The following is a 20663-nucleotide window of genomic DNA, read 5'->3' as shown; positions in this document are numbered from 1 at the left end:
TTACTTCATTATGGCCTGCATTATCTTAAGGGGTGCCAGCATCAGGTATTTTTCCACGTTATTTATCGAGATTTAAGTATTTTTACGTGATTTATGGCTGTTGCATTGTTTTTTGGTTTTTTATCTACATCTTTAAAGCGTTATAAACGTGAAATTTGAGTCCATTACACAACCTTCCTGAAGAAACCTTGATTCTTTTGCTGAAAAAAAAGAACCAGCAGGCCTTTAGTTATCTTTACGATAACTATGCGGATGCCCTCTATGGGGTGGTGTGTCGTATTGTAGCTTCCACTGAACATGCCGAGGAAGTGATTCAGGATGTATTTGTTAAAATCTGGAAACATGTCGATCTTTTTGATTGTGAAAAAGGCCGGTTATACACCTGGATGATCAATATTGCACGTAACACGGCGCTGGACTACCGCAAATCCAAGGGTGTGGTCAACGAAATGAAAAACCAACCGCTCTCAAATATCGTAAATACAGATGAAGAACGGGATCAGAGCGGGAGCGAACAACATACGAAAGCAGATTTTATTGGATTCAGAAATATTTTGGATAAATTAAAGCCTGAATGTCGTATCTTGATCGAGATGGCCTACTATGAAGGATATACGCAACAGGAAATTGCCGAACAGCTTGATGTTCCTTTGGGTACCGTAAAAACACGGACCAAGGCTGCATTTTTACAGTTAAAACAATTATTAAAGGACTATCGTTAATTTTGGATATCGCAGCATACATATCGTCAGGGATTATTGAATCGTACGTTTTGGGGCTTGCTTCCGAAGAGGAAGTTAGCATACTGAACTGTATTCGAAAAAATAATGTCGAAGTGGAACAAGCTATCGCCGAGGCCGAAAAAGCGCTCGAGGGATTAGCCGATATCCAAGCGATGGCGATGCCTGCTGCCTTAAAACAGGATATCTGGAATAGACTTGAAGCTGAAAATCTGGTTTTGAAGGATGATCAACCAGATGGTCTGTCGACGGACGAAGCCATATCCCATGATACTGTTGTCCAGGCGCCAATATTGAACACTGAGGAGCTGCCTAAGCGGATTGTACCGGCTAGATCCTATGGCTGGGCCATAGCTGCCAGCATATTGTTCGTACTCAGCGTCGGCGCAAATTTATTCTTCTATCAACAGCAAAAGGAGAATAAGGAAATGCTTGTCCAGGCAAATACCACGCTAGATACGCAAAATGCTACATTAGCTATTTTACAGGAGAAATGGAGCTTGGTGCAGAACCCGGCGGTAAAAACCATTGCACTAAAAGGTGTTGAAAATAAACCTGATTTACATGCACTCGTATTTTGGGATCAGACTTCAAAGGCGGTATACCTCAGTCTCGAACAGATGCCAGCTGCGCCAAAAGGTAAGCAGTATCAGCTCTGGGCGATGGTCGATGGTCAGCCTGTGAGTGCTGGTGTATTCCCTCTGAATGTCAAAGAAGCCATGGCGAGCAAGATGCTGGATGTTTCTAAAGCACAAGCCTTTGCCATTACGCTCGAAGATGAGGGTGGTAAGCCAGTACCTACCCTCACCGAACTATGTGTGATGGGCAGCATCTAAAAAGGTACTTCCCGTATTTTCTTATCTCGCCAACAGCAACCTCTTATTTACGGTTACAAGTGCTTTGCCGATATTCAAAGATTTCGATAATGGTTTCTGCAAGTTCCTTTCCATAATGTTGCTCCACCAGATAAAGCGCAGCATCTATTCCTGCGGTTATACCTGCTGTAGTAATCAACCGTTTCTGGTCGACAAACCGTACTCCACGTTTAACAATACTTTTGGGATTATGCTTTTCTAAGGCATCCAGCAACATGACATGGGTCGTTATTTCATAATGATCCAATATGCCTGTTTTGGATAAGAGCATGCTTCCTGTACAAACGGTAAAAATAATTGTGCCTTTGTCATAGTAGTCTTTTAACCAGTTTATTAACGTATACTGGAAATCGTCATCCTGCAGGTATGCCATAACACAGTCTGGATTGGCACCGGGAACGACAATCATGTCCGGTCGGGGTGCAGTTTGTATTGAGTGCATTGGGATAATTGCCATGGTATCCGCTTCCATTTGTACGGCTTCTTTGGTCTTCCCGACCGTGTAACAATTATAACTCCCGGGAGCTATAACATTTGCCTTGACAAATACATCTAGTGGGCCGTTGAGGTCAAGTGCCTCTATCTGATCATAAATAAAAAAAGCTACGTTCATGCTCTTGTTGTTTTGTTTCGGATTCATCATGATATACTATTAGTGATCGTTAAATTGAGATATAGTTTTCCCTGCCGGTGAATGAACACCAGCATTTTTTTTGTTTTTAATTTGTAGAAATGGATTATTCGGTGCCTTTACAAGTCTTCCGATATTGGAGCGGGGAGATGGAGAGGTACTTTAGAAATAAGCGTCGAAGAGAGATTACGTTTCCAAAGCCACATTTCTGTGCGATCATCTCGAAACTCATATCGGTATATTCTACCATGTTCTTTGCCTGGTCCAGCCGCATTTTTTCGAGAAACTTACCCGGAGTCATGCCTGATTCTTTTAAAAAGACCCTGGAGAAATTGCGGACACTCATATTAAGTGATTCAGCCATATAGTCTATACTGATTGCCTGGCCCAGTTTATCTTTGAGTAAATCTCTGATCGCTTTAGTGAAAGGGGTTAACAGGTCATAATCGGTAATCGCATCACCGAACTGGGACTGCCCCCCGGGTCTTTTTAAATGCAAAACGAGATGTTTGGCTACTTCAGAAGCCAATGGTTTTCCACAATCTTCCTCCAATAAGGCCAAGGCAAGATCTATCCCTGAGGAGACCCCACCTGAAGTATAAATCCCCTGATCGTGAATAAAAAATGGATTGACATTAACATCGAGGTCAGGATAAGTCCGTTGCAGGATAGCGGCATATTTCCAATGGGTTGTGACTTGTTTACCCTCCAGTAGCCCAGCTTTTGCTAAAACAAAAGCACCAACACAGACTGAGCCTATACGCCTTACATGTGTTGAAATACCTTGCAAATAATGGTAAATATCAGGGTTTACTTCGTCCAGCAAATTAAGGTCAGTACCAGCAACGAGTAGTGTGTCTATTGAGCAATTGTGATCATAAATGGAATGGCTGCAGGTGAGAGGTATTCCAGCATTTGAGTATACAATCCGATCAGGTGTACTGGATATCAGCTGAACTTGGTACTTCGGTGCATTATCAACTGGTGTAAAAAAGTTGGCCGACATAAATACATCACAGGGGCCGGCAACGTCCAATAACTGAACCCCCGGTAATATCAAAAGTGCAATCGTTTTTATTCCTGTTTGTTTTTTTGTGTTTTCCATAGCTCACTTGTATGTTACAAATGTACTAAGATGTCGATATGGCTACAATGACAAATAATAGACAGTTTCGGCCATTCTAAATGAGGCCAGGTAACTTTTTACCATGGCCTCTGATAAGGGAATGCAATTCGATCAATTTTATTGATGTACTTACCGTTACTTTTTAACCAATAATGGTAGGTATTTTTCGTAGCCTTTATTCTTCATGTCTTCTTTGGGAATAAACTTGAGCGAAGCACTATTGATGCAGTAGCGGAGCCCTCCTTTATCCACTGGACCGTCGTCAAATACGTGCCCAAGGTGTGCGTCGCCGGTTTTGCTCCGTACTTCCGTGCGCCGCATGCCATAAGAATTATCTGATAATTTTTCTACCAGGCTATCGCTGATCGGTTTGGAAAAACTTGGCCATCCACAGCCGGACTCAAATTTATCGGTCGAGACGAACAGGGGCTCACCAGTAGTGATATCTACATAGATACCTTCTCTAAACTCATCATTGTATTCGTTGGCAAAGGCCCGCTCGGTTGCATTGTTTTGTGTTACATCATATTGCAAAGGGGTAAGTTCCTTTTTCAAAGTCTCCTTGTCAGCCTTTTTATAGCTGCTGGAAGGAGCGGAGGCTGCTTCTGTCGTTTTCGGATTTGCCTTGCGCGCCATTTCAAATAAATCGGGGCCGATGTGGCAATAACCACCCGGGTTTTTGTCGAGGTATTTTTGATGGTAAGCTTCTGCATCGTAGTAGTTCTGCAAAGGTTCTAATTCCACCACGATCTGGTTGGGATATTGTTTGGCCAGTGCGGTTAGACTTTCCTTGATCACAGGGATATCAGCTGCATTGGTATAATAGATGCCGGTGCGGTATTGTGTACCGATATCATTGCCCTGTCTATTGAGTGAGGTAGGGTCTATTGTTTTTAGGAATAGGTCAACCAGCAATTTAAGGTCAATGACCTCCGGATCGTAACTTACTTTGACCGTTTCTGCAAATCCGGTTTTCCCAGTTGAAACCTGGGTATAAGTAGGATCCTGCAAGTTGCCGTTGGCATAGCCGACTTCTGTTGCAGTGACACCGCGAACTTGCTTGAAGAAATGTTCGGTCCCCCAGAAGCAGCCGCCGGCGAAATAGATGACCTGATCGTTGTTGTGTATATTATCCATAGTATGTTGTTTAGCTGATTTTGATCCTGCGGCTTTCTGTGAAAAGCCGAACTTGCTGACAATGAATAGGCCGATGCCCAAAGCCAGCAGCACAAATAACTGTTTCATATGACCTCCCTTTTTATTCCCTTGTCTTTTTATCCGGGCATGTTGATTTTAATTCGTTTTGAATTGCGTGAATTCATGCTATTGTCGCTCTTTTTATTGATGCAAACACCATTCCCTTTCCATAGCTTTTTGCCGTAAAAATGGTTATTTGGGGTCTTTAGCAATTCCTTTTTACACTGGACAGACAAAGCCGTGCCCTATATTTTTTAATCCTGTTTTTTTGACTAGAGTTCCATGTTCTGAAATTTGAATTTGGCATTGTCAAATAGCGGGGCTACTTTGGGTTTCTGCTACACTGGGCTTCTTATTTCAACAGTTAAAGCTGTCGTTGACAATCCAGATTATTCTTCCGGTATTGTCGTGGCAAGGAGATAACCGCTTGGGGTGAGCCCTGTTTGTTTTTTAAAAAAATTACAGAAGCTGGACTCATTCTTAAAACCACATTCTATAGTGCTCATTTTGATGGAACGGTTTTGATGGAGACGGGCTTTAGCTTTTTTCAGCAATTCTTGATTACGGTATTTCATAATCGTAATTCCAAAGCGTTCTTTATGAAGATAACTTAAGTAGGCTGGTTGAATATTTAGCGCGTAAGCAATATTTTTTATCCTTACCAGATCATCACTTTCGGCGATGCATTTGGAGATAAGTAGACGTGCCTGCTGTACTATCAGATCAGGATCATACAATTGTCTTCCGGCTATTAATAATTTATCTTTGCAAAGGTAAAGTAGATCCTCAATTTTTCGTAAGATGCGGATCTTTGGAATAAGTGGTTTATTGCCAAGTTCGATAGTAAGATCGCGAAGAATTCGCCGGGTGTGCTGTGAAGCTATAAAACCGATGCTAGCTTTATATTGCCGGGGCTTTAATCTATTTGTGGCAATGATTTCGGTTAAAAATCCAAATTCGGCCAGTTCACCGAATTCAATTAGGTCGACAGGCAAAGTAAATCCTTGTATATGGTAATTTCCTGGCTCAAAATATACGTTAATGATAGTCTCGGGAACATAGAGGAATACACCATGTTGTGGGGGGAACAGATATTCCTCACGGCTCTGGCATTGGCCGTATCGAACAGCCTTACGCCCGTCAATATGGTAGAGCAAATGGGTTTGAGGATTGTGGATCTGAAAATTGATAGCTGTGTGTGTCGCGACTTCAATGGTATAGCTATAACTTTCCAGATTTTCGATACTTAAATATTCTTCAAATATTTTTATGCTACTGTTATAAAACAGTCGTTTACGACTCCCTGGTAATCTTTCCTTTATGGATTTTGTTGGCGTACTCCCCGCTAATAAACACATATTTGCTTCGATCAAATGAAATGATTTGGACTGCATACAACTGTTGATTTTTTTTGAAATATTTCAGGTTATTTAGAAAAACTGGTTTGTTGTAAGAATTAAAACTTCTGGACAAATAAAATAAAGTATAAGGGGTAAAACAAACGGATTAATAATAAAAAGTTGGAATCAGTAATATTTTACGGAAAGTGTAATAGTTAACAAATATATAATTAAAGGAAATTTTGTAAATTTGGGTTGGCGGTAATTTTTGTTTTTGATTTAATGAAACGAATCAATGTTTGCTCCGTAGCGACTAAAACTTTATTATACCGTCAAATTTGGTAAAAGCCAATTATTGATAAGATACCAATAGCTGTCTGAAAAATTTCAATAAAAGATATTTTATGTTTTACTTTTCTTATGAAATAAATAATGAATAAAGTTGAAGAAAGAACTGAAATTGTAACTGATGAAAAAAGGATGCTAATGTCCCCAGATAAAAGGTCAAACATTCAGAAAAGACCGTCTTTTTTCCAAATGGATAAAGAATTCCCGCTGGAACCTTTGGTGACTCTTTGGAAAAGAGAACGGGATTGTTCGGCATTAATGGAATATATTTTGCGAAGAAGTGATAAATCTGAGCTGAATAATCAAAAAAAGATAAAATGCCTTCAGGCTGTAATTGTTGTGAAAGGTCCACGTAAATCAGATGTATATATGCAAGATGGTACTATCTCTTATATAGAGGTTACTACAAAAGTGTTGATGTCCAATCCTTGGTTAGTAAAGGTCAGTGCAACGGTCTACTTAAATATGCTGTATTTTAGAGTGTATTTACATCGTCCGGAAGAGCTTAAACTTAATTCTCAAATAAAGAAAAAATTAAAACGCTTGTTGCCTGATGAGAAACTCAAAAAAATGACTACACCTTCACGTGACCTTAAAAACAACTTAAATATTTTTTGGGGAGCATTGCAAACAATCGATGAAGGAAGGTTAAATGATGAGTTTGATTTAATTTAACAGGATATTAATGCGAATTGTAAATATTGCCATATTGTATCTAAGCAGTTTGAACTTTAAGTAAAACAGTTATAAAAAGCTGTTGTTATTACAGTCTAAACCAGTGTATCACATTGAATGCGTCAAAACACCTTATAATAGAATGAAATGGCTCATAAACAATACTGACGTACTGTTGTCGCACTTTCTATTATTTTTACACGATTAGCGAAGATACGGGCTGTGTTCGTTTTAGAAGCGAAATGCGAATCATGGCCAATAATCGGGACCTGGAAGTACAAAAAAAATGAAATGAATAGCGCACAACAAACAAAAGATATACAGTTCATCAGCATCCATACACAGGCGGAATGGCGGCAGTGGCTGGTAGAGAATCATTTTGTCAAGCAATCCGTGTGGATTATCTGTAATACAAAGAATTCGGGGCGGCCTGCTGTCGCCTGGAGCGAGCTGGTTGACGAAGCCTTATGTTTTGGCTGGATTGACAGCACACGGAAAACGATTACGAAGGGCACTTTTCAGCAGTTATTCAGTAGACGTAAACCCCGGGGAACCTGGTCGAAGATCAACAAGGAAAAAGTCGAGAAACTTATAGCCAGTGGAAAGATGACCGAAGCGGGACTCGAGGTAATCAGGCTAGCCAAGGAAAACGGTTCATGGTCCGTTCTTAATGATGTGGAGGAACTGCTTATCCCGGAAGATCTGGACAGGGCATTGAAGAGTTATCCAGGAGCCGAGGCTTTCTTTGCCGGTTTGAGCAGATCAGCAAAAAAAATGCTGCTGCAATGGATTGCTCTGGCAAAACGTCCCGATACCCGAAACAGGCGGATCGTCGAGATTGCAGAGCAGGCTGCCAGCCAAATGAAACCAAAACAATTCCGATAATTTTAAAGACTTGAGCAAATAAGCGGCTTGTTGTTTGCAATTGTGCTATATAACACTTGTCGTCGAGATGACATAAGTACTTAATTTGTTAGTTGGCTATTTCGTCTGCGTGTTATCGGGATTCTTACAATAGTAGGGGGGGACAGTCGGGGTACATATCGTCAGCGTATCAAATGTTGAATTTTTAGGAATTTAATCGTGATGCCCATCTGCCCCAGGTGATACATGTCATGGTGGATTAAACCAGTTAACAGATACTTATAATCGTGTGGAAAAGACGGAACTGCATGTGGATAAGTCGTTTGGAGGAAAGTGTCATCTTTTCCTTCCAGAAAAGAAATAATATCTTGCTGTGCTGTGTGAAGATCTTGCATTATACTCTCCCAGCCACGTTTTCTTAGCTCATTATTGTTTCGCCAGTTTGCGGCATCACTCATTTCAAGTCCTCTCGGGTTTCCTTTTAATCGGCTTAATACTTCTCTGCGCCATTCGATTAAATGTGATGCTAACTCTGCCATGCTATGCATTTCGGGGATAGGACGTTCAAAAGCAGTCGTGTCATCCACCTGAGATAGCTTCTTTTCAAAATTTTCATCAATCCAAAGGTCCGCTGCTTCGACATCCCTCAATTGTTGTTTAATATCTCTTATTAAAATATCTTTCATCATGCTAAGTTTTAGATCTTTCTTTTTATGGGGGAACAGTTGCCGGAGCATAATTGTTTAAACCTTAAAGGACAAGTTTGTAGCTATGTACGTCGACATCAAATCTAAACACTTATAAAATTTGGGGTTGCAGTTTAGGAGGAATTGTACCACAATCGAATGCTAAGACAGATGAATTGACCTATTCTCGGGGGCGGGGGCGGGCTGGCCAGTAGTCACCAGTCTGAATCTATCGAAAACCTTTTTCTGGGATGCAGTGTGAAAGTTTTATATAAGGTTGATACCAAAAGTTACAGATGCGACAACCGTGATAGGCAAACTCGATGGTATGCAATTTGACGAAAAGGAAAAGTAGGCTGGATCTTTATATGTTGTCAAATACCGGATTCTAACTAATCTGCTGGGGCGTGTTAAAATATGGCTTTTTAATATTATTGTTGTTTGAAGTTTAATTTGTTATGATTTTTATATAAATAAAAAGTGTACTAATAATAGTGGGTCGATATAACCATTGGTTATGGCAGTATTTCTGGGTTTTTTTATGAATTTCTGGACTTTTAGAACCTTGTTTTGCCCATTGGGGAAGTTGGCTATTGCTGTGTACAAAGTTGTTTTGGCTAAGGTGTATGGCGGGGACTAAGGAATATTTGTGCAGATGCGGTCATCTACATAGCATTTCAGTGTGATATCAGCTGACATGCTATGTAAATATGAAAGAAGTTATTATAGTCTAACCAATGCAGTGCTGCATTGATGGATGTAGATGTATTAATAAGGGGATTAGCGGGAGGTTTGCCCTTTCGGCCTAGAGGAACTTCATTTTCGAAAGAAAATTGAACACAGCGGCTAATTGGGCTCTGGAATGGATAGTGCTGTGGTGTCATTTCGAGCGTTGCGTGCGTATTCGGTTTATATGGGATGACGCCATCAGTAAAAATCATTGTTTTCTCCATGGCACTGAAAATCATTTACTAGTACAGCCTGTGCAAGCGATGCTTATTTCTAGCCTTATAGCGAGAAATTTGGATTTATTATATTTTTAACATGTTGTTTTTGAGTTATTTGTTTTGTTTTAATTATAGTAACTATTAATGTTTGTGTCGTGCTTTTTTTGCAGAATATGCGAGCATGGTGAATTTTTTTTCTGTTTTTTCCTGATCTTTTGTTCCCTGATCTTTTGTGTCTCGAAGAAATTTTCCCTTGACCATCCATACTTCGGTTTGATCTGAATATGCGTTCGTACTCGTAACCGCAAGGATTGTATCATCGCTTAGTACGGTGATGCTATTCCAGAGACAGGATTTATTTTGCGGGATGACAAACGGGACCGATTTGTTTTTGAAATTCATTGCCCGTTCATTTCCGATCAGCACTTTCATATCGGCATAATCCATTTTGTTGGTGCGGCCCTCTGTGCTCTGATAGGAAAGTATCGTCTCACCTGTGCTTAACTGTCTAATATAGGGGGCTCCAGCATAGACTTCATTAGCAATGGGATCATGTAATGCGTAACTGCGATCAGCACTCTTGCCGGAGATGGTATTTGCCCAATTTTTTTGAAGTGTATTGCGTAGTATATAGGGTTTAAAAGTACGAACGGCATTGTCTTCTATGGCTAGAACGATTTCTTTTTTATTCCTCAGCAATAGTGGTACAGGCATCCCGTCCCGTTTTCCGGGGCGAAAGCTGACGATAGATGGTGTTTTGCTCCAGCTAGCTCCATGGTCAATGGATCGCAGCATAGATATATTTTGCTCATTGCTTTTTGTGTAGGGTCCTTCATTAGCAAAAAAGAGCTGGATTTCGCCATTTGGTAATTGGATGGCCGATGGTTCCCAGCATCCATTTTCGAATTGGTGCCCAGCTTGGTAAAGTATCTGTTCAGCTTCCCAGCTCTGTCCGCCGTCCGTGCTTTGTCTAAGATGGATGCCGAACTTTCGGCTTGGGGAAATGTCATAAGGACGTGCATTATAGAATGCGAGAATACGCTGATTGTCGAGTTTAATAAGGTCTGGTACGCACATTTTGACGCCTTTCTTCGCTGCTGAAATAACGATGGGCTCTGACCAGCTGTCACCAAGATTCTGACTTTTGGCAGCAACAATATTTCCGTCTGCTTCATAAACAGCGAGCAACGATTCGTCCGATAGCTGGATAATTCGCCCATAGCCGGAATATCTGGCGAAATTGGGTGAGGAGATTCGACGTCGGCTGGAATCGTCCCATTGGATGGTCCCGTTCTGTTTTATGTTGTTTACGGTTGCCGGCTTGAGGACTTGTCCTTCTGAAAAAAACGGCAGGGAAAGGAAAATAAAAGTTAGTACTGAAGCTGGTTTAATTAAGTATTGGTAGAGCATATTACAACAATTAAGGTCTAGTGGTCAATAAGAAATCGTTCTTTATATGAAGTTACGATTATTTTCTAAATGTTGTTTCTGATAAATAACATTCCGGTGAGCCAAATAACTATGTTCCACGGATGCCGCTTTTTTCGGAGGCTTATGCGAATCTCGCCGCAGGTTTTAATATTGTTTACTTGCTGTTTTTTTGTGTTGCTATTACTCATTTTTAAAAGCCTACAGCACATGATACGTTCGCAGATGCTTAATCTACATTAAGTTTTACGCTTAAGCTAGGTTATTGGTTTGTATCTCCTTGATGGTGTAAATTTGACTATACAAAAGCAAGCAAGTGCACTGTTGCTGATGTATAGATTCATAAGATAGGAGTACTAAAAATGAAAAAATCAATTGAAAAAATATTCCCTCGTCCTTCAAAACCAGGTATGGTAGGTGATGGATTCCGCGTGTATAATATGGTTCCCGGTAACGGAATTACCAAAAGGCGGATGAGTCCATTCCTTTTGTTAGATTTTAATGCGGAGTTTGATTTTGGTCCATCTGATCATATCCGCGGAGTAGATGTTCATCCGCACAAAGGATTTGAGACCGTAACAATTGCTTATAAAGGCAGTGTAGCGCATCATGACAGTTCGGGCAACAGTGGTGTTATTAATCCCGGTGATGTCCAATGGATGACAGCTGGGGCAGGAATATTGCATAAAGAATATCATGAAGAAAACTTTTCTAAAACTGGAGGTCCTTTCGAAATGGTGCAGCTTTGGGTTAATTTACCGGCAAAAGACAAGTCTGCCACAGCACATTATCAGAATATAACCGCGGATCAGATGGGCAAAGTACTGCTACCTGATGGGGCAGGTGTCATCAACGTCATAGCCGGTAAATTTCAGGATACAAAGGGACCGGCTGAGACATATACGGCAGTCAATCTCTTTGATATAAAATTGGAAAAGTTACACCAGGTAACATTTAGTGTTCCACAACATCATAATTCTGCTATTCTGGTCGTCAATGGAGAAGCAGAGGTAAATGGGCAGTTGGCCAAAGAACATAGTTTCGTGCTGTTTGAAAATAATGGTGAGGAAATAGAGGTCAAGGCCAATGAACAAGCCGTCTTACTGTTTATGAGCGGAGAACCTATCGACGAGCCTATTGTGAGTTATGGCCCTTTCGTGATGAATACACAAGCGGAAATCTATCAGGCTTTTGAAGATTTTCAGGCTGGTAAATTCGGCACACTTGAATAGGTTGTTGATTTTAATAACGGGTTTGTGCTGTTTTTTTTGTGGGATTGTCCACTGTAGGGTAAGTGGGTAAGCCAACGGTAAAAATGGAACCTTTGTGGGGGATACTCTGTATATCTACTACACCCTTATTGCGTTCGATCAGGTCTTTGCATAATACGAGCCCCAGACCCGATCCGGGCTCGTCTTCCGTACCGAATGATTTGTGCTGGATCACATTGAACAGCAGTGCGGATTTGGAAGGATTAATTCCAATGCCCTCATCCTGGATATGAATATGGGTGTACTTTTCATCCTCAGTACAATAGATGCTTATTTTTCCAGCTACATAGCTAAATTTGATGGCGTTGCTAATAAGATTTCGGAGAATAATGATCGTATGATCCCTATTCGCGAGTATATGAGTTAATTCGGGTATGTCAATTTCAGTCTTGAGCTGTTTCGCCTGTATCTGATCAGCAAATAGGGTTATGATATCATGAACCAATGGTTCGATTACTACCAATGTCGCCGGACTGGTAATTCCGCGCATACTACTGCTGCCCCATTGAAGAAAATCGTCCAGTGCCTGGTTTTGATGCACAATTTGTTGATACAGTTGCTGTATATATTCTTTGGATATATTATTGTTGAGTATTTGATCTCGCAGCATCAATACCAATGCTTCGAGACTGGCAAACGGGCTTTTGATGTCATGGGCGACGATGGAAAATATTTTTTCCTTGTCACGGTTCATGGATTCCAGTTTGCGACGTTGTTCCTCGATCTTCTCTGTATTATTATAAATAATCTGTAGGAAGAAATTAACTGCGATAACGATAAACGCTAGCGCATTACAGATATTGAAGATCAGTCTGAACTTAGGCACACGTTGAGCCAGGGGGACAATCGTGGGATAGAAATAGAGTAAAGTGATAGCAATAGCAGTTGCAAGGCAGAAAATAATATGGATGCGGCGGTCGTCATAGAGTAATATTGATGCAATTAACGTACACAGCAGAAAATACTCGCCTCCATTTTTAAATAATATAGCGCCTAAGAAGAAAAAAATAAAATTACTGACCAATAACATTGCTTTTGCAAAATTATGTTTACCATCATATTGTAAAAAGAGCACAGAAATCGAACAGATTGAATTGGATAGGTTGATGGTTGACAGCAGATAGCGCTGGTCCATGGTGTTAAGGACAAAAAAACAGAGTGTGGGCAATAAACAGAGCATGGCAATCAGATTGACCATCTGTATCCTTTTGAGGTTAACATAGGACATATCCGGATGCGTACCGATATTCGTAAGTATGTTCCAATATCTTCGGATAAAGCTCATAATTTTATTTAATCTGCTAGTGAATATGAATCTGCTAAATTAACATAAATAAGGTGTTAGAGCGATGCTTAACGAAAAAAATGTTCGCAAAACTTTAGTTAACAGATGGCTGGGGCAGCTAGGGATGTCTGTTATCGTTCAACTGATTTAAGGCCTTCTTGAAAAGCCTTAAATCAGTTGTTGGGGAATTAGTTATTGTTTGGTTGCAGCCAGATAACTTTTTGGGCCGATTTATGTTGTCGGCCGATAATCTCTTGATATAACTCTGGCCTTCGGGCGTTGATATAGCGATGTCCACCAGCCTGAATTAGTTTTTCAGGTGTAATTGTGGTAGTGACAAAATCGTCTTCAAAGGTACGGCATTCGGCCAGGATATCGCCGAAGGGGTCTATGATCATCGAACAGCCATTCTTTAACTGGTCATCATCCATTCCGATGGGGTTTGAAAAAACAACGTAGACCGCATTGTCGTAGGCTCGCGCGGGCAACCATTTCATCAACCAGCTACGTCCTTTCATTCCGTCAAATTCCAGACGTAGTGAAGTCGGATCGTTTTCGCGGTTATGCCAGAGCCCCGGATCCACAAAACCTGCGCCCGGTCTGGATGAAGGTGTGCACATGGTCACATGTGGCATAAAGATGATATCTGCTCCCAATAATTTTGTCGCTCGTACATTTTCTATGACATTGTTATCGTAACAGATTAGAATACCACATTTCCATCCTTTAATTTCAAAAATAGTATAGTCTTGTCCTGCTGTTAGATGTGGGCTTATAAAGGGATGTAGTTTACGGTGTTTGGCAATTAAGCCATTTTTGTCTACACAGATATAAGGTTTGTATAAATTGTCATTTTCATCTTTTTCAAACAGTCCCGCGAGAATGGTAATGTTGTATTTGGCGGCAATGGCGATCAGCTTCTGCGTACTTTCGCCATCCGGAACAGGTTCGGCAATGTCAAGCATCTGCTGCCTGTCTAAATTTCGCGCAAAGGTATAACCTGTAATGGAGCATTCGTGAAAGGCAATCACCTCGGCTCCCTGCGCAGCAGCCTCTTTAGAGAGTCTCTCTATAACGTTCAAGTTATAGGCTTTGTCCGCACTTCTATGCTCGAATTGTGCAGTAGCAATTTTTAGCTTTTCCATATTTCATTGATTGATCTATGGACAAATCTAGCCCCGGGCAGTTAAGATAAATTGTACAAACCCGACATTGGGTCGTGCATGTCGTTAAACTCCATAAAATTGACGGCTAATCTACTTGTACCGTTCAGATATTCGGAAGGTGTGATACCAGTGTATTTTTTAAATGCCCGAATGAGGTGAGATTGATCAAAATATCCACTTTCATGGCAGATGGTTGTCAGACTGGTTATATCGGATTTACTGCGAAGCAACTTCAAAAAAGTATGGAGCTGGACAATGTTGGTGAATTTCTTGGGGCTCATTCCGATCTGTTCAGCAAATATTCTTTCCATGTGCCGCTCGGTATAGCCAGTATATCGGACGAGTTGCTCAACAGAAAGTAGTCCCTTGTGTTGATTAATATGTCTTAATACTGAGGAAAGTAGGGGATGACCGGAAAAGTTACGTTGACTCATTAAATCGTAAAAAAAAGCATTTAATATCTGTATCTTATCCGTTGGTTGTTTGCACTGTACGAGAGCCTCATGGAGTCTTGTCGCTGACTGTCCAAAAATATCTCGGGTATTGACAATCTGATCTTTTAATTCACGGGCTGAGATATGAAGTAACTGGTATAATCCATCGGGTTGGAATACAGTGATAATAAAGGATGTCTTTTCGGCTAAAACGAGATCTTGAAAATGACTTATCTGACCATACAAAAATGATGATGGCAAGTAAAGACTATTATTCACGGATAAACGGCCCTGACGAAGCAGAAAAACCATTCCGGTATTACCATCAGAGAATAAACGAAGTGTTTTTTGCTGAGCAGCATTACTTTCCAAAAAAAGATAGTGCTTAATGTAGGGCAATAATTCTTTTGGAGGGGGTATCTGCATGACCTGATCCGTGAGTTGATTTATTTCAAATTTACATATTTCCTTTTGCATGGAAAATTAAAAAAGGATTTGATATTTGGAACGATCAACCTTAGATGTTAATACTTCTGACCGCTTGCTTTGGGATATACGTTTTTTCTCTTATCCTGCTTTCATTCGTCCATTGTAAATATAATTCCTTGACAAACAAGGGGCAAGTGAAAGTCCTCTCGAAATTAAATGACAGGGGAGAATCTCTATTCGCTGAAAAGAACATTATTCAGCGCTAGTATCCCGTATATTGCATTATCGTTTGGAAGATAATACCAGTATCGTCTAAGAGGTTTTCATGCCTCGACAGAGACCAAAAAAGAGAAATTACCGAATTGATCATTATCGGAGGAACCTTATTTTGGTAAAAAGGTGTAATATGTTGTATTAAACCTATTCCAGGTATAGGTGTAGCTGCGTGCTTTGTAAATATTAGTTCTCCATGGACTGACGGGATTTGATTTCTTTATTAATTTGTGTATGATTTATATAGATCGGTATAAAAACACAGAATAGAGAGGCTGAAATGCCGGAGAGTGCATATTTTTTGGTCTTAATAGAAAGATAGAGTAGCACTACAATGGCTATGAATATAATAATACCGAAGGATATCATGACACTTAAAGATTGTTTTTTCTTGTTGTTTAACTCATCGATAGTTAATTCGGATAAAGTTTTATTTTTAGGCATGGCTCAATTGGGTTAGTTACTATGGGCTCATTTCTATTAAGTAAACATTTTTTATAGGATATTGGCAGATTTAAAGAAGAAAAGGGATATAAAAAATATCAAACGCTTTCGCCTTTTTGTTGTTCTTTATTTGAAATGGTATTACAACCAAATTTTGATCGTCTTTGCCCGGATGTTTACATTGGTAGTAATACGATTGAATATATCATAAATAACCAAAAAACAGTATAGATGAAGTCAACGAAATATATTGTGCTCAGTTTTCTCGAAAGTTTAAATAGGGAAGATTTTGCCGCCGCGTATGAGTTATTGGATAAGGATATGGTCTTTGAAGGAGTATTGGGGAGTCGACATACGGCTGATCATTACATTGCGGATATGAAGAAAATGAAATTTAAATATAATATCAAAGAAGTGATGACAAACGGTAACCATGTTGCAATCTTCTATAATATTGATATGGGAGGGAAGGAGATCTTTAGCGCCGGTTGGTACCAGGTTGAAAACGAACTTATTCTTAAAGTGAAGGTAGTCTTTGATCCACGGCCATTGATAGCAGATAAATAATAGCCCAGGGGGTTGTCGTTCTGGGCTTTTCAGTAAGTTATTCGGCCCTTTGTCTGAGATCTTCGGCAGCCCCGGTTTTACGTGACTGAACTGATTTACTGGATCCAAAATTATAGCTGTAAGATAAGGTCAGGATACGGGGCTCTCTTCTGCTCTTGAAATTTTCCTCGTAATTATTGTAGACAGTCAGTCCCTTTCTATTATTGCTGTTAAACGCATCGGTAAGGGCGAGTTTCAGGCTGTTCTTTTCCTTAAATTTCTTCTGCAGCCCAATATTGACATTCCAGTAAGGGGAGATACGGGCAAAGGCATACACTTCTGTAGCTTTATAACTAGCCGCCAGTTCGGCGACGAAATTTTTACCCAGTTTAAGGGTATGGATGCTATTTATATCGAGGGTAAAATTACCAATGTTGTTGATCTGTGTGCCCGAGACGTTACCCGTATAGGAACCATAATAGAAGTTGGCGTTATTGTTTATATCCCACCAATTGGTCAGCTTGAGCGGCGCGATCAGGTTGAGCGAATAATAGGCGGCTGATTTCAGGTTTTCCTCGGTCTGAACGGTGATATTTTCTCCATTTTCGAGTATGGGTTTTACAACAGTCGTGATGTTGTCGCTTATTTTACTATAACTCAGGGTAGCTATATATTTACCTTTGAAACTATATGTCAACTCGTAGTTTTGTGATGTCTGCGCATTTAGATCGGGATTGCCAACACGGTATGTCGTCGCATTGATATAGTACTTAAAGGGATTGAGCTGTTGATAATTGGGGCGGTTGATACGACGGCTGAGATTAACTTCGAGATTATGGTCTGCTGTGAACTCATAGGAAAAAACGACACTTGGAAATAATTGCATGTATTTCCGCTTATTAATTTGGTCGGTAGTGAGCTGTGTTCCGGTAACATTGGTGTTTTCTATGCGCAGGCCGAGTACAGTTTTCAGCTTATCCCACTTTTTGGATACATTGCCATAGGCTGCGTGGATGTGTTCCTGATAGATGTAATGGTTGGATTTATTGCTGTCAGGCACTGCAGGTGATGTACTATGATCATAAAACTTGATATCGTTATCTGATTTAACATAACTCGTTTTAAAGCCGGTCTCCAGTTTGAGACCCCTTGGAAGGATCTTGATCCAGTCGCTCTTTAACGCATAGATATTCAAATCACCGTCAGTCTTGCCTTTTAAGAGATAGGGTGTACCTATAGGAGCACCGTTATTATCGCTGGTCCTGGTATCAAAACTTTGATTTGATGCGTTGATATAGCGAATGAAATCGAAATCGGTGCTCAGTTCGGACCCAAGGGTATCCATACGATATTTATGATTGAGGTTTGCTGAGATGTTTTTTGTAATATTATCAGTCTGACTTAGTGTAGCGGTATGGTTGAGTGGTTGACAATCGGAATCCATTAATGTTGTTTTGCTATCGCCGAAAGGTTTAAATACATTACTTGTGAAGCTGACAGAGGCACCCACTAGGTTTTTGTCCGTCAGGTTGTAATCGAAGCCAATTTTACCATTGTGGTTGCGGGAGCTGAACTTAAAGAAATTATCCTGAATGAATGTTTTCTCTAAATGACCTTCCTTATAAAATCTTCGATCGATCATAAGATCATTATAAGCCTCACGATAGCCAAAATTATAGTTGGCAAAAAGGTTGAGCTTATCATTACGGTGATTAATACTAAAGCTGTTGTTATTTTTAAGGTATCTGGCCGCACCTATTGCTGTAGAGAAGCTGCCATTGGTCCCTTTATTTGTTCCTTTTTTCAGTTTTATATTGATAATGGCTGTTCCGGCAGCATCGTATTTTGCGGAGGGGTTGGTGATGAGTTCAATTTTATCTATGGCAGATGCGGGGAGTCCGCGCAGGTAATTGGCGAGTTCCTCACCGGTAAGCGGCGAATTTTTTCCATCAATCTGGACAAGAATATTACTTTTCCCCCGCAGAATAATATTGTTATTCTTGTCTACAGTGACACCGGGAGCTTTTTCAAGTACTTCCAGCGCTGATCCGCCTGTATTTTGGAGACTACTTTCCACATTTAAGATCAGTTTGCCATCGTGTCGTTCAATATAAGGGCGTGACCTGTTGATCACAACAGTCTCCAGCCGTTGTTCGTTAATGCGAATTTCTGGCAACATAATATGCTGTTGTGTGACTTGGATCACCTCGGAATTGTAGAGGTCTGCTTGACCGCGACGAATTTTGAAGTAATAGGCTCCTTTGGGAAGTGCTTCAAAATTGAATTCACCCTGCTGATTGGGGAATTCGGTCTTGATCAGCTGGCTATCCGCATTGAATAGGTGGATTTCCAGTGCAGATATTTCTGTATTCGCTATTTTTCCCGATAATGTAAATTCATTTTTCTGAGCTTGTTGGGCTAAGAGCCGAGTTGCCAATAAACACAAGGATAGGCTTTTGAATACCACTAAAATGGATCTTTTTATTGAATGGCTGAGCATGATCGTGCATGGGTTCCGTTGGGTTCGCATTTTCTTATTTTATATCACAGCGTATGTTTCGCTGTTAGGTGTATGTCGCAAAAGCTATTCAGATGTTGCAGATTAATTTGATAGGAGAAAATAGCTGAATATCCTCTTTGTTGCAGACAATTATTATTCGTTGGGATTAATTTAAGATTCGTCTAGTGACGGCCAAAAATAACTTGATATCTTTGAGTCAACTTAGTTCATTTGATATTGAGCTTATCTAAGCTCGTATTGGAAAAAGTCTTTCTTGGAAAAAGGACAGAAACAAGGAGTTCGTTGGCTAGTTACAGATCATAAGACAAAATGTGTTAAATAATCTTAAAAATGCATATCATAGAAAAAATACCCCTGGTCATACTATGCATCGGAATTATCAGTTTAATCGCTGGTGTATGTTTATTGCTGCTGTATTTGGGACTTACGATTATATCGGCAAAAGGTTTTGGGAAAGACCGGATTGAAAAGGTATTTCGCTTAGCATATAATGTATTGCACGTAGGGATGCTCATATTTCTATTAGGATTGGCTGGAATGACGGTCTGTATGGCTATTGAGGGGCTAAGAAAAGGCGAATATAAGTTGAGATTTAGCAGAACCGGAGGTGGCTATACAAGGATAAATTGGACAGACAGACCGATGCGGTTTGCTTTCCAGACCTTAGCCTATATCGGTTTTTCTAGTTGGCTGATCTATTTTTTGGTCAAACAAATACGATCTTTTTCAAGGAAGAAGGGATAGTGTAGCAGAAAATAGTGAAAAATAGCACTGTGCTAATAGTCTGATAAAAATAGGTCTTATGAAAAAAGTTTTTACATTGATTTTAGCAGTTGGGACGATATTACAATCCTGCCGTTATAAAACCCAGGATCAGGACAGGGAAAAAAGAGCTTCTAAGTTAATAGAGGCTACTATCCAATCTGATTCCGTAAAAAAGGGAACTATTTCTGCCGCTTCTTTTATTGGTAAAACAACCGATCAATCCGAGGTGTCGAAGATGCATACCTGCCTTGGGGCAATGTTAGCGGCGGGCGTATCAAAGGATAAATATGCACTTTCACAGTATTCAACCAGTGTTGATCATTGCCAGCGGGGGCAGAGCAAATTTGTGATAGAGCGATTTTTACGCCATGAACCAAACGGAAAATCTGTTTTTTTGATTGTAGACGAACTGGATGTGGTGGCCGATTATCCAAGGATCTGTTATAGCAAGTTTCAATTAGCGATAGAAAATAATACCCAGGGAGATTATCTTGTGGAATTTTATGACACTAATGCCGAAATCATTACGCAAGTCAACAAGATATGGCGCATCGATCTGGAAAAAGAAAAGTTTGTGGAAATTGCGAAACCCAAGAATTTAACATTAATGAATCCAGATTATGTTGAGTCAGATGAAGATTCCACATTTACATCTTCTCCTTGATTTTTATG

At 40.2% G+C, this 20663-nt stretch carries 18 protein-coding genes and 1 pseudogene; 8 read left to right on the top strand and 11 right to left on the bottom strand.

The features are described from left to right. Positions 1 to 155 precede the first annotated feature (155 nt). Together G6053_RS17800 and G6053_RS17795 are read left to right on the top strand one after the other, a co-directional pair. On the top strand, positions 156 to 722 hold the full coding sequence (locus G6053_RS17800; protein WP_165307579.1) for a sigma-70 family RNA polymerase sigma factor: 567 nt from the start codon (positions 156 to 158) through the stop codon (positions 720 to 722). A gap of 2 nt (positions 723 to 724) precedes the next feature. Next, positions 725 to 1576 (top strand): anti-sigma factor, encoded by an 852-nt coding sequence (locus G6053_RS17795; RefSeq protein WP_165307577.1) that lies wholly within the window; start codon positions 725 to 727, stop codon positions 1574 to 1576. A gap of 43 nt (positions 1577 to 1619) precedes the next feature. Here G6053_RS17795 and G6053_RS17790 read toward each other — a convergent pair whose 3' ends face one another. The 5 genes and pseudogenes from G6053_RS17790 to G6053_RS17775 form a co-directional block, all read right to left on the bottom strand. After that, positions 1620 to 2258: a DJ-1/PfpI family protein gene (locus tag G6053_RS17790; RefSeq protein WP_206531763.1), complete on the bottom strand. Its 639-nt coding sequence runs from the start codon at positions 2256 to 2258 to the stop codon at positions 1620 to 1622. 94 nt (positions 2259 to 2352) lie between these two features. Next, positions 2353 to 3351 carry a helix-turn-helix domain-containing protein gene (locus G6053_RS17785; protein ID WP_165307575.1) on the bottom strand — a complete coding sequence of 333 codons (999 nt, stop codon included), beginning with the start codon at positions 3349 to 3351 and terminating at the stop codon, positions 2353 to 2355. A 156-nt stretch (positions 3352 to 3507) separates the two neighbouring features. Further along, positions 3508 to 4008 carry a peptide-methionine (R)-S-oxide reductase MsrB gene (gene msrB, locus G6053_RS31040; protein ID WP_346774525.1) on the bottom strand — a complete coding sequence of 167 codons (501 nt, stop codon included), beginning with the start codon at positions 4006 to 4008 and terminating at the stop codon, positions 3508 to 3510. Positions 4009 to 4041: 33 nt separating this feature from the next. Continuing rightward, positions 4042 to 4509: pseudogene (msrA, locus tag G6053_RS31035) on the bottom strand (peptide-methionine (S)-S-oxide reductase MsrA); the annotation flags it as partial. A 449-nt stretch (positions 4510 to 4958) separates the two neighbouring features. Next, positions 4959 to 5963, bottom strand: coding sequence for a helix-turn-helix domain-containing protein (locus tag G6053_RS17775; protein ID WP_165307572.1), 1005 nt, complete (start codon positions 5961 to 5963; stop codon positions 4959 to 4961). A gap of 378 nt (positions 5964 to 6341) precedes the next feature. Between G6053_RS17775 and G6053_RS17770 the strand changes: the two genes are divergently transcribed. Next, on the top strand, positions 6342 to 6932 hold the full coding sequence (locus G6053_RS17770; protein WP_108633593.1) for a hypothetical protein: 591 nt from the start codon (positions 6342 to 6344) through the stop codon (positions 6930 to 6932). A gap of 291 nt (positions 6933 to 7223) precedes the next feature. Further along, positions 7224 to 7817 carry a YdeI/OmpD-associated family protein gene (locus G6053_RS17765; protein ID WP_165307571.1) on the top strand — a complete coding sequence of 198 codons (594 nt, stop codon included), beginning with the start codon at positions 7224 to 7226 and terminating at the stop codon, positions 7815 to 7817. A gap of 161 nt (positions 7818 to 7978) precedes the next feature. Here the strand turns inward: G6053_RS17765 and G6053_RS17760 are convergent, their stop codons facing one another. After that, positions 7979 to 8533 carry a DinB family protein gene (locus G6053_RS17760; protein ID WP_165307569.1) on the bottom strand — a complete coding sequence of 185 codons (555 nt, stop codon included), beginning with the start codon at positions 8531 to 8533 and terminating at the stop codon, positions 7979 to 7981. A gap of 1037 nt (positions 8534 to 9570) precedes the next feature. Further along, positions 9571 to 10839, bottom strand: coding sequence for a sialidase family protein (locus G6053_RS17755; protein WP_165307568.1), 1269 nt, complete (start codon positions 10837 to 10839; stop codon positions 9571 to 9573). Positions 10840 to 11219: 380 nt separating this feature from the next. Here G6053_RS17755 and G6053_RS17750 point away from each other — a divergent pair, with 380 nt between their 5' ends. Next, positions 11220 to 12089, top strand: a complete 870-nt coding sequence (locus G6053_RS17750; protein WP_165307566.1) for a pirin family protein — start codon at positions 11220 to 11222, stop codon at positions 12087 to 12089. Between the two features lie 10 nt (positions 12090 to 12099). Here the strand turns inward: G6053_RS17750 and G6053_RS17745 are convergent, their stop codons facing one another. From G6053_RS17745 to G6053_RS17735, 3 genes are all read right to left on the bottom strand, one after another. After that, a complete protein-coding gene (locus G6053_RS17745) occupies positions 12100 to 13413 on the bottom strand; it encodes a HAMP domain-containing sensor histidine kinase (RefSeq protein WP_165307565.1) in 1314 nt (437 codons plus the stop codon). A gap of 188 nt (positions 13414 to 13601) precedes the next feature. Then, entirely contained in the window at positions 13602 to 14558 is a 957-nt protein-coding gene (locus G6053_RS17740) for a nitrilase family protein (RefSeq protein ID WP_165307563.1), read from the bottom strand. A gap of 41 nt (positions 14559 to 14599) precedes the next feature. Beyond that, positions 14600 to 15490 (bottom strand): AraC family transcriptional regulator, encoded by an 891-nt coding sequence (locus tag G6053_RS17735; RefSeq protein WP_241254759.1) that lies wholly within the window; start codon positions 15488 to 15490, stop codon positions 14600 to 14602. Between the two features lie 900 nt (positions 15491 to 16390). Here G6053_RS17735 and G6053_RS17730 point away from each other — a divergent pair. Then, a complete protein-coding gene (locus G6053_RS17730) occupies positions 16391 to 16726 on the top strand; it encodes a nuclear transport factor 2 family protein (RefSeq protein ID WP_108633601.1) in 336 nt (111 codons plus the stop codon). A 37-nt stretch (positions 16727 to 16763) separates the two neighbouring features. On the opposite strand, the gene G6053_RS17725 is transcribed toward G6053_RS17730, so the two are convergent. Then, positions 16764 to 19235 carry an outer membrane beta-barrel family protein gene (locus G6053_RS17725; protein ID WP_165307561.1) on the bottom strand — a complete coding sequence of 824 codons (2472 nt, stop codon included), beginning with the start codon at positions 19233 to 19235 and terminating at the stop codon, positions 16764 to 16766. Positions 19236 to 19556: 321 nt separating this feature from the next. Between G6053_RS17725 and G6053_RS17720 the strand changes: the two genes are divergently transcribed. Beyond that, positions 19557 to 19970, top strand: coding sequence for a hypothetical protein (locus tag G6053_RS17720; protein ID WP_165307560.1), 414 nt, complete (start codon positions 19557 to 19559; stop codon positions 19968 to 19970). Positions 19971 to 20028: 58 nt separating this feature from the next. Continuing rightward, positions 20029 to 20655, top strand: coding sequence for a hypothetical protein (locus tag G6053_RS17715; protein WP_165307558.1), 627 nt, complete (start codon positions 20029 to 20031; stop codon positions 20653 to 20655). Positions 20656 to 20663: the final 8 nt, after the last annotated feature.

Source organism: Sphingobacterium sp. DR205 (assembly GCF_011064245.1).
GTDB lineage: Bacteria > Bacteroidota > Bacteroidia > Sphingobacteriales > Sphingobacteriaceae > Sphingobacterium > Sphingobacterium athyrii.
This window is presented reverse-complemented; position numbering and strand designations above follow the sequence as displayed.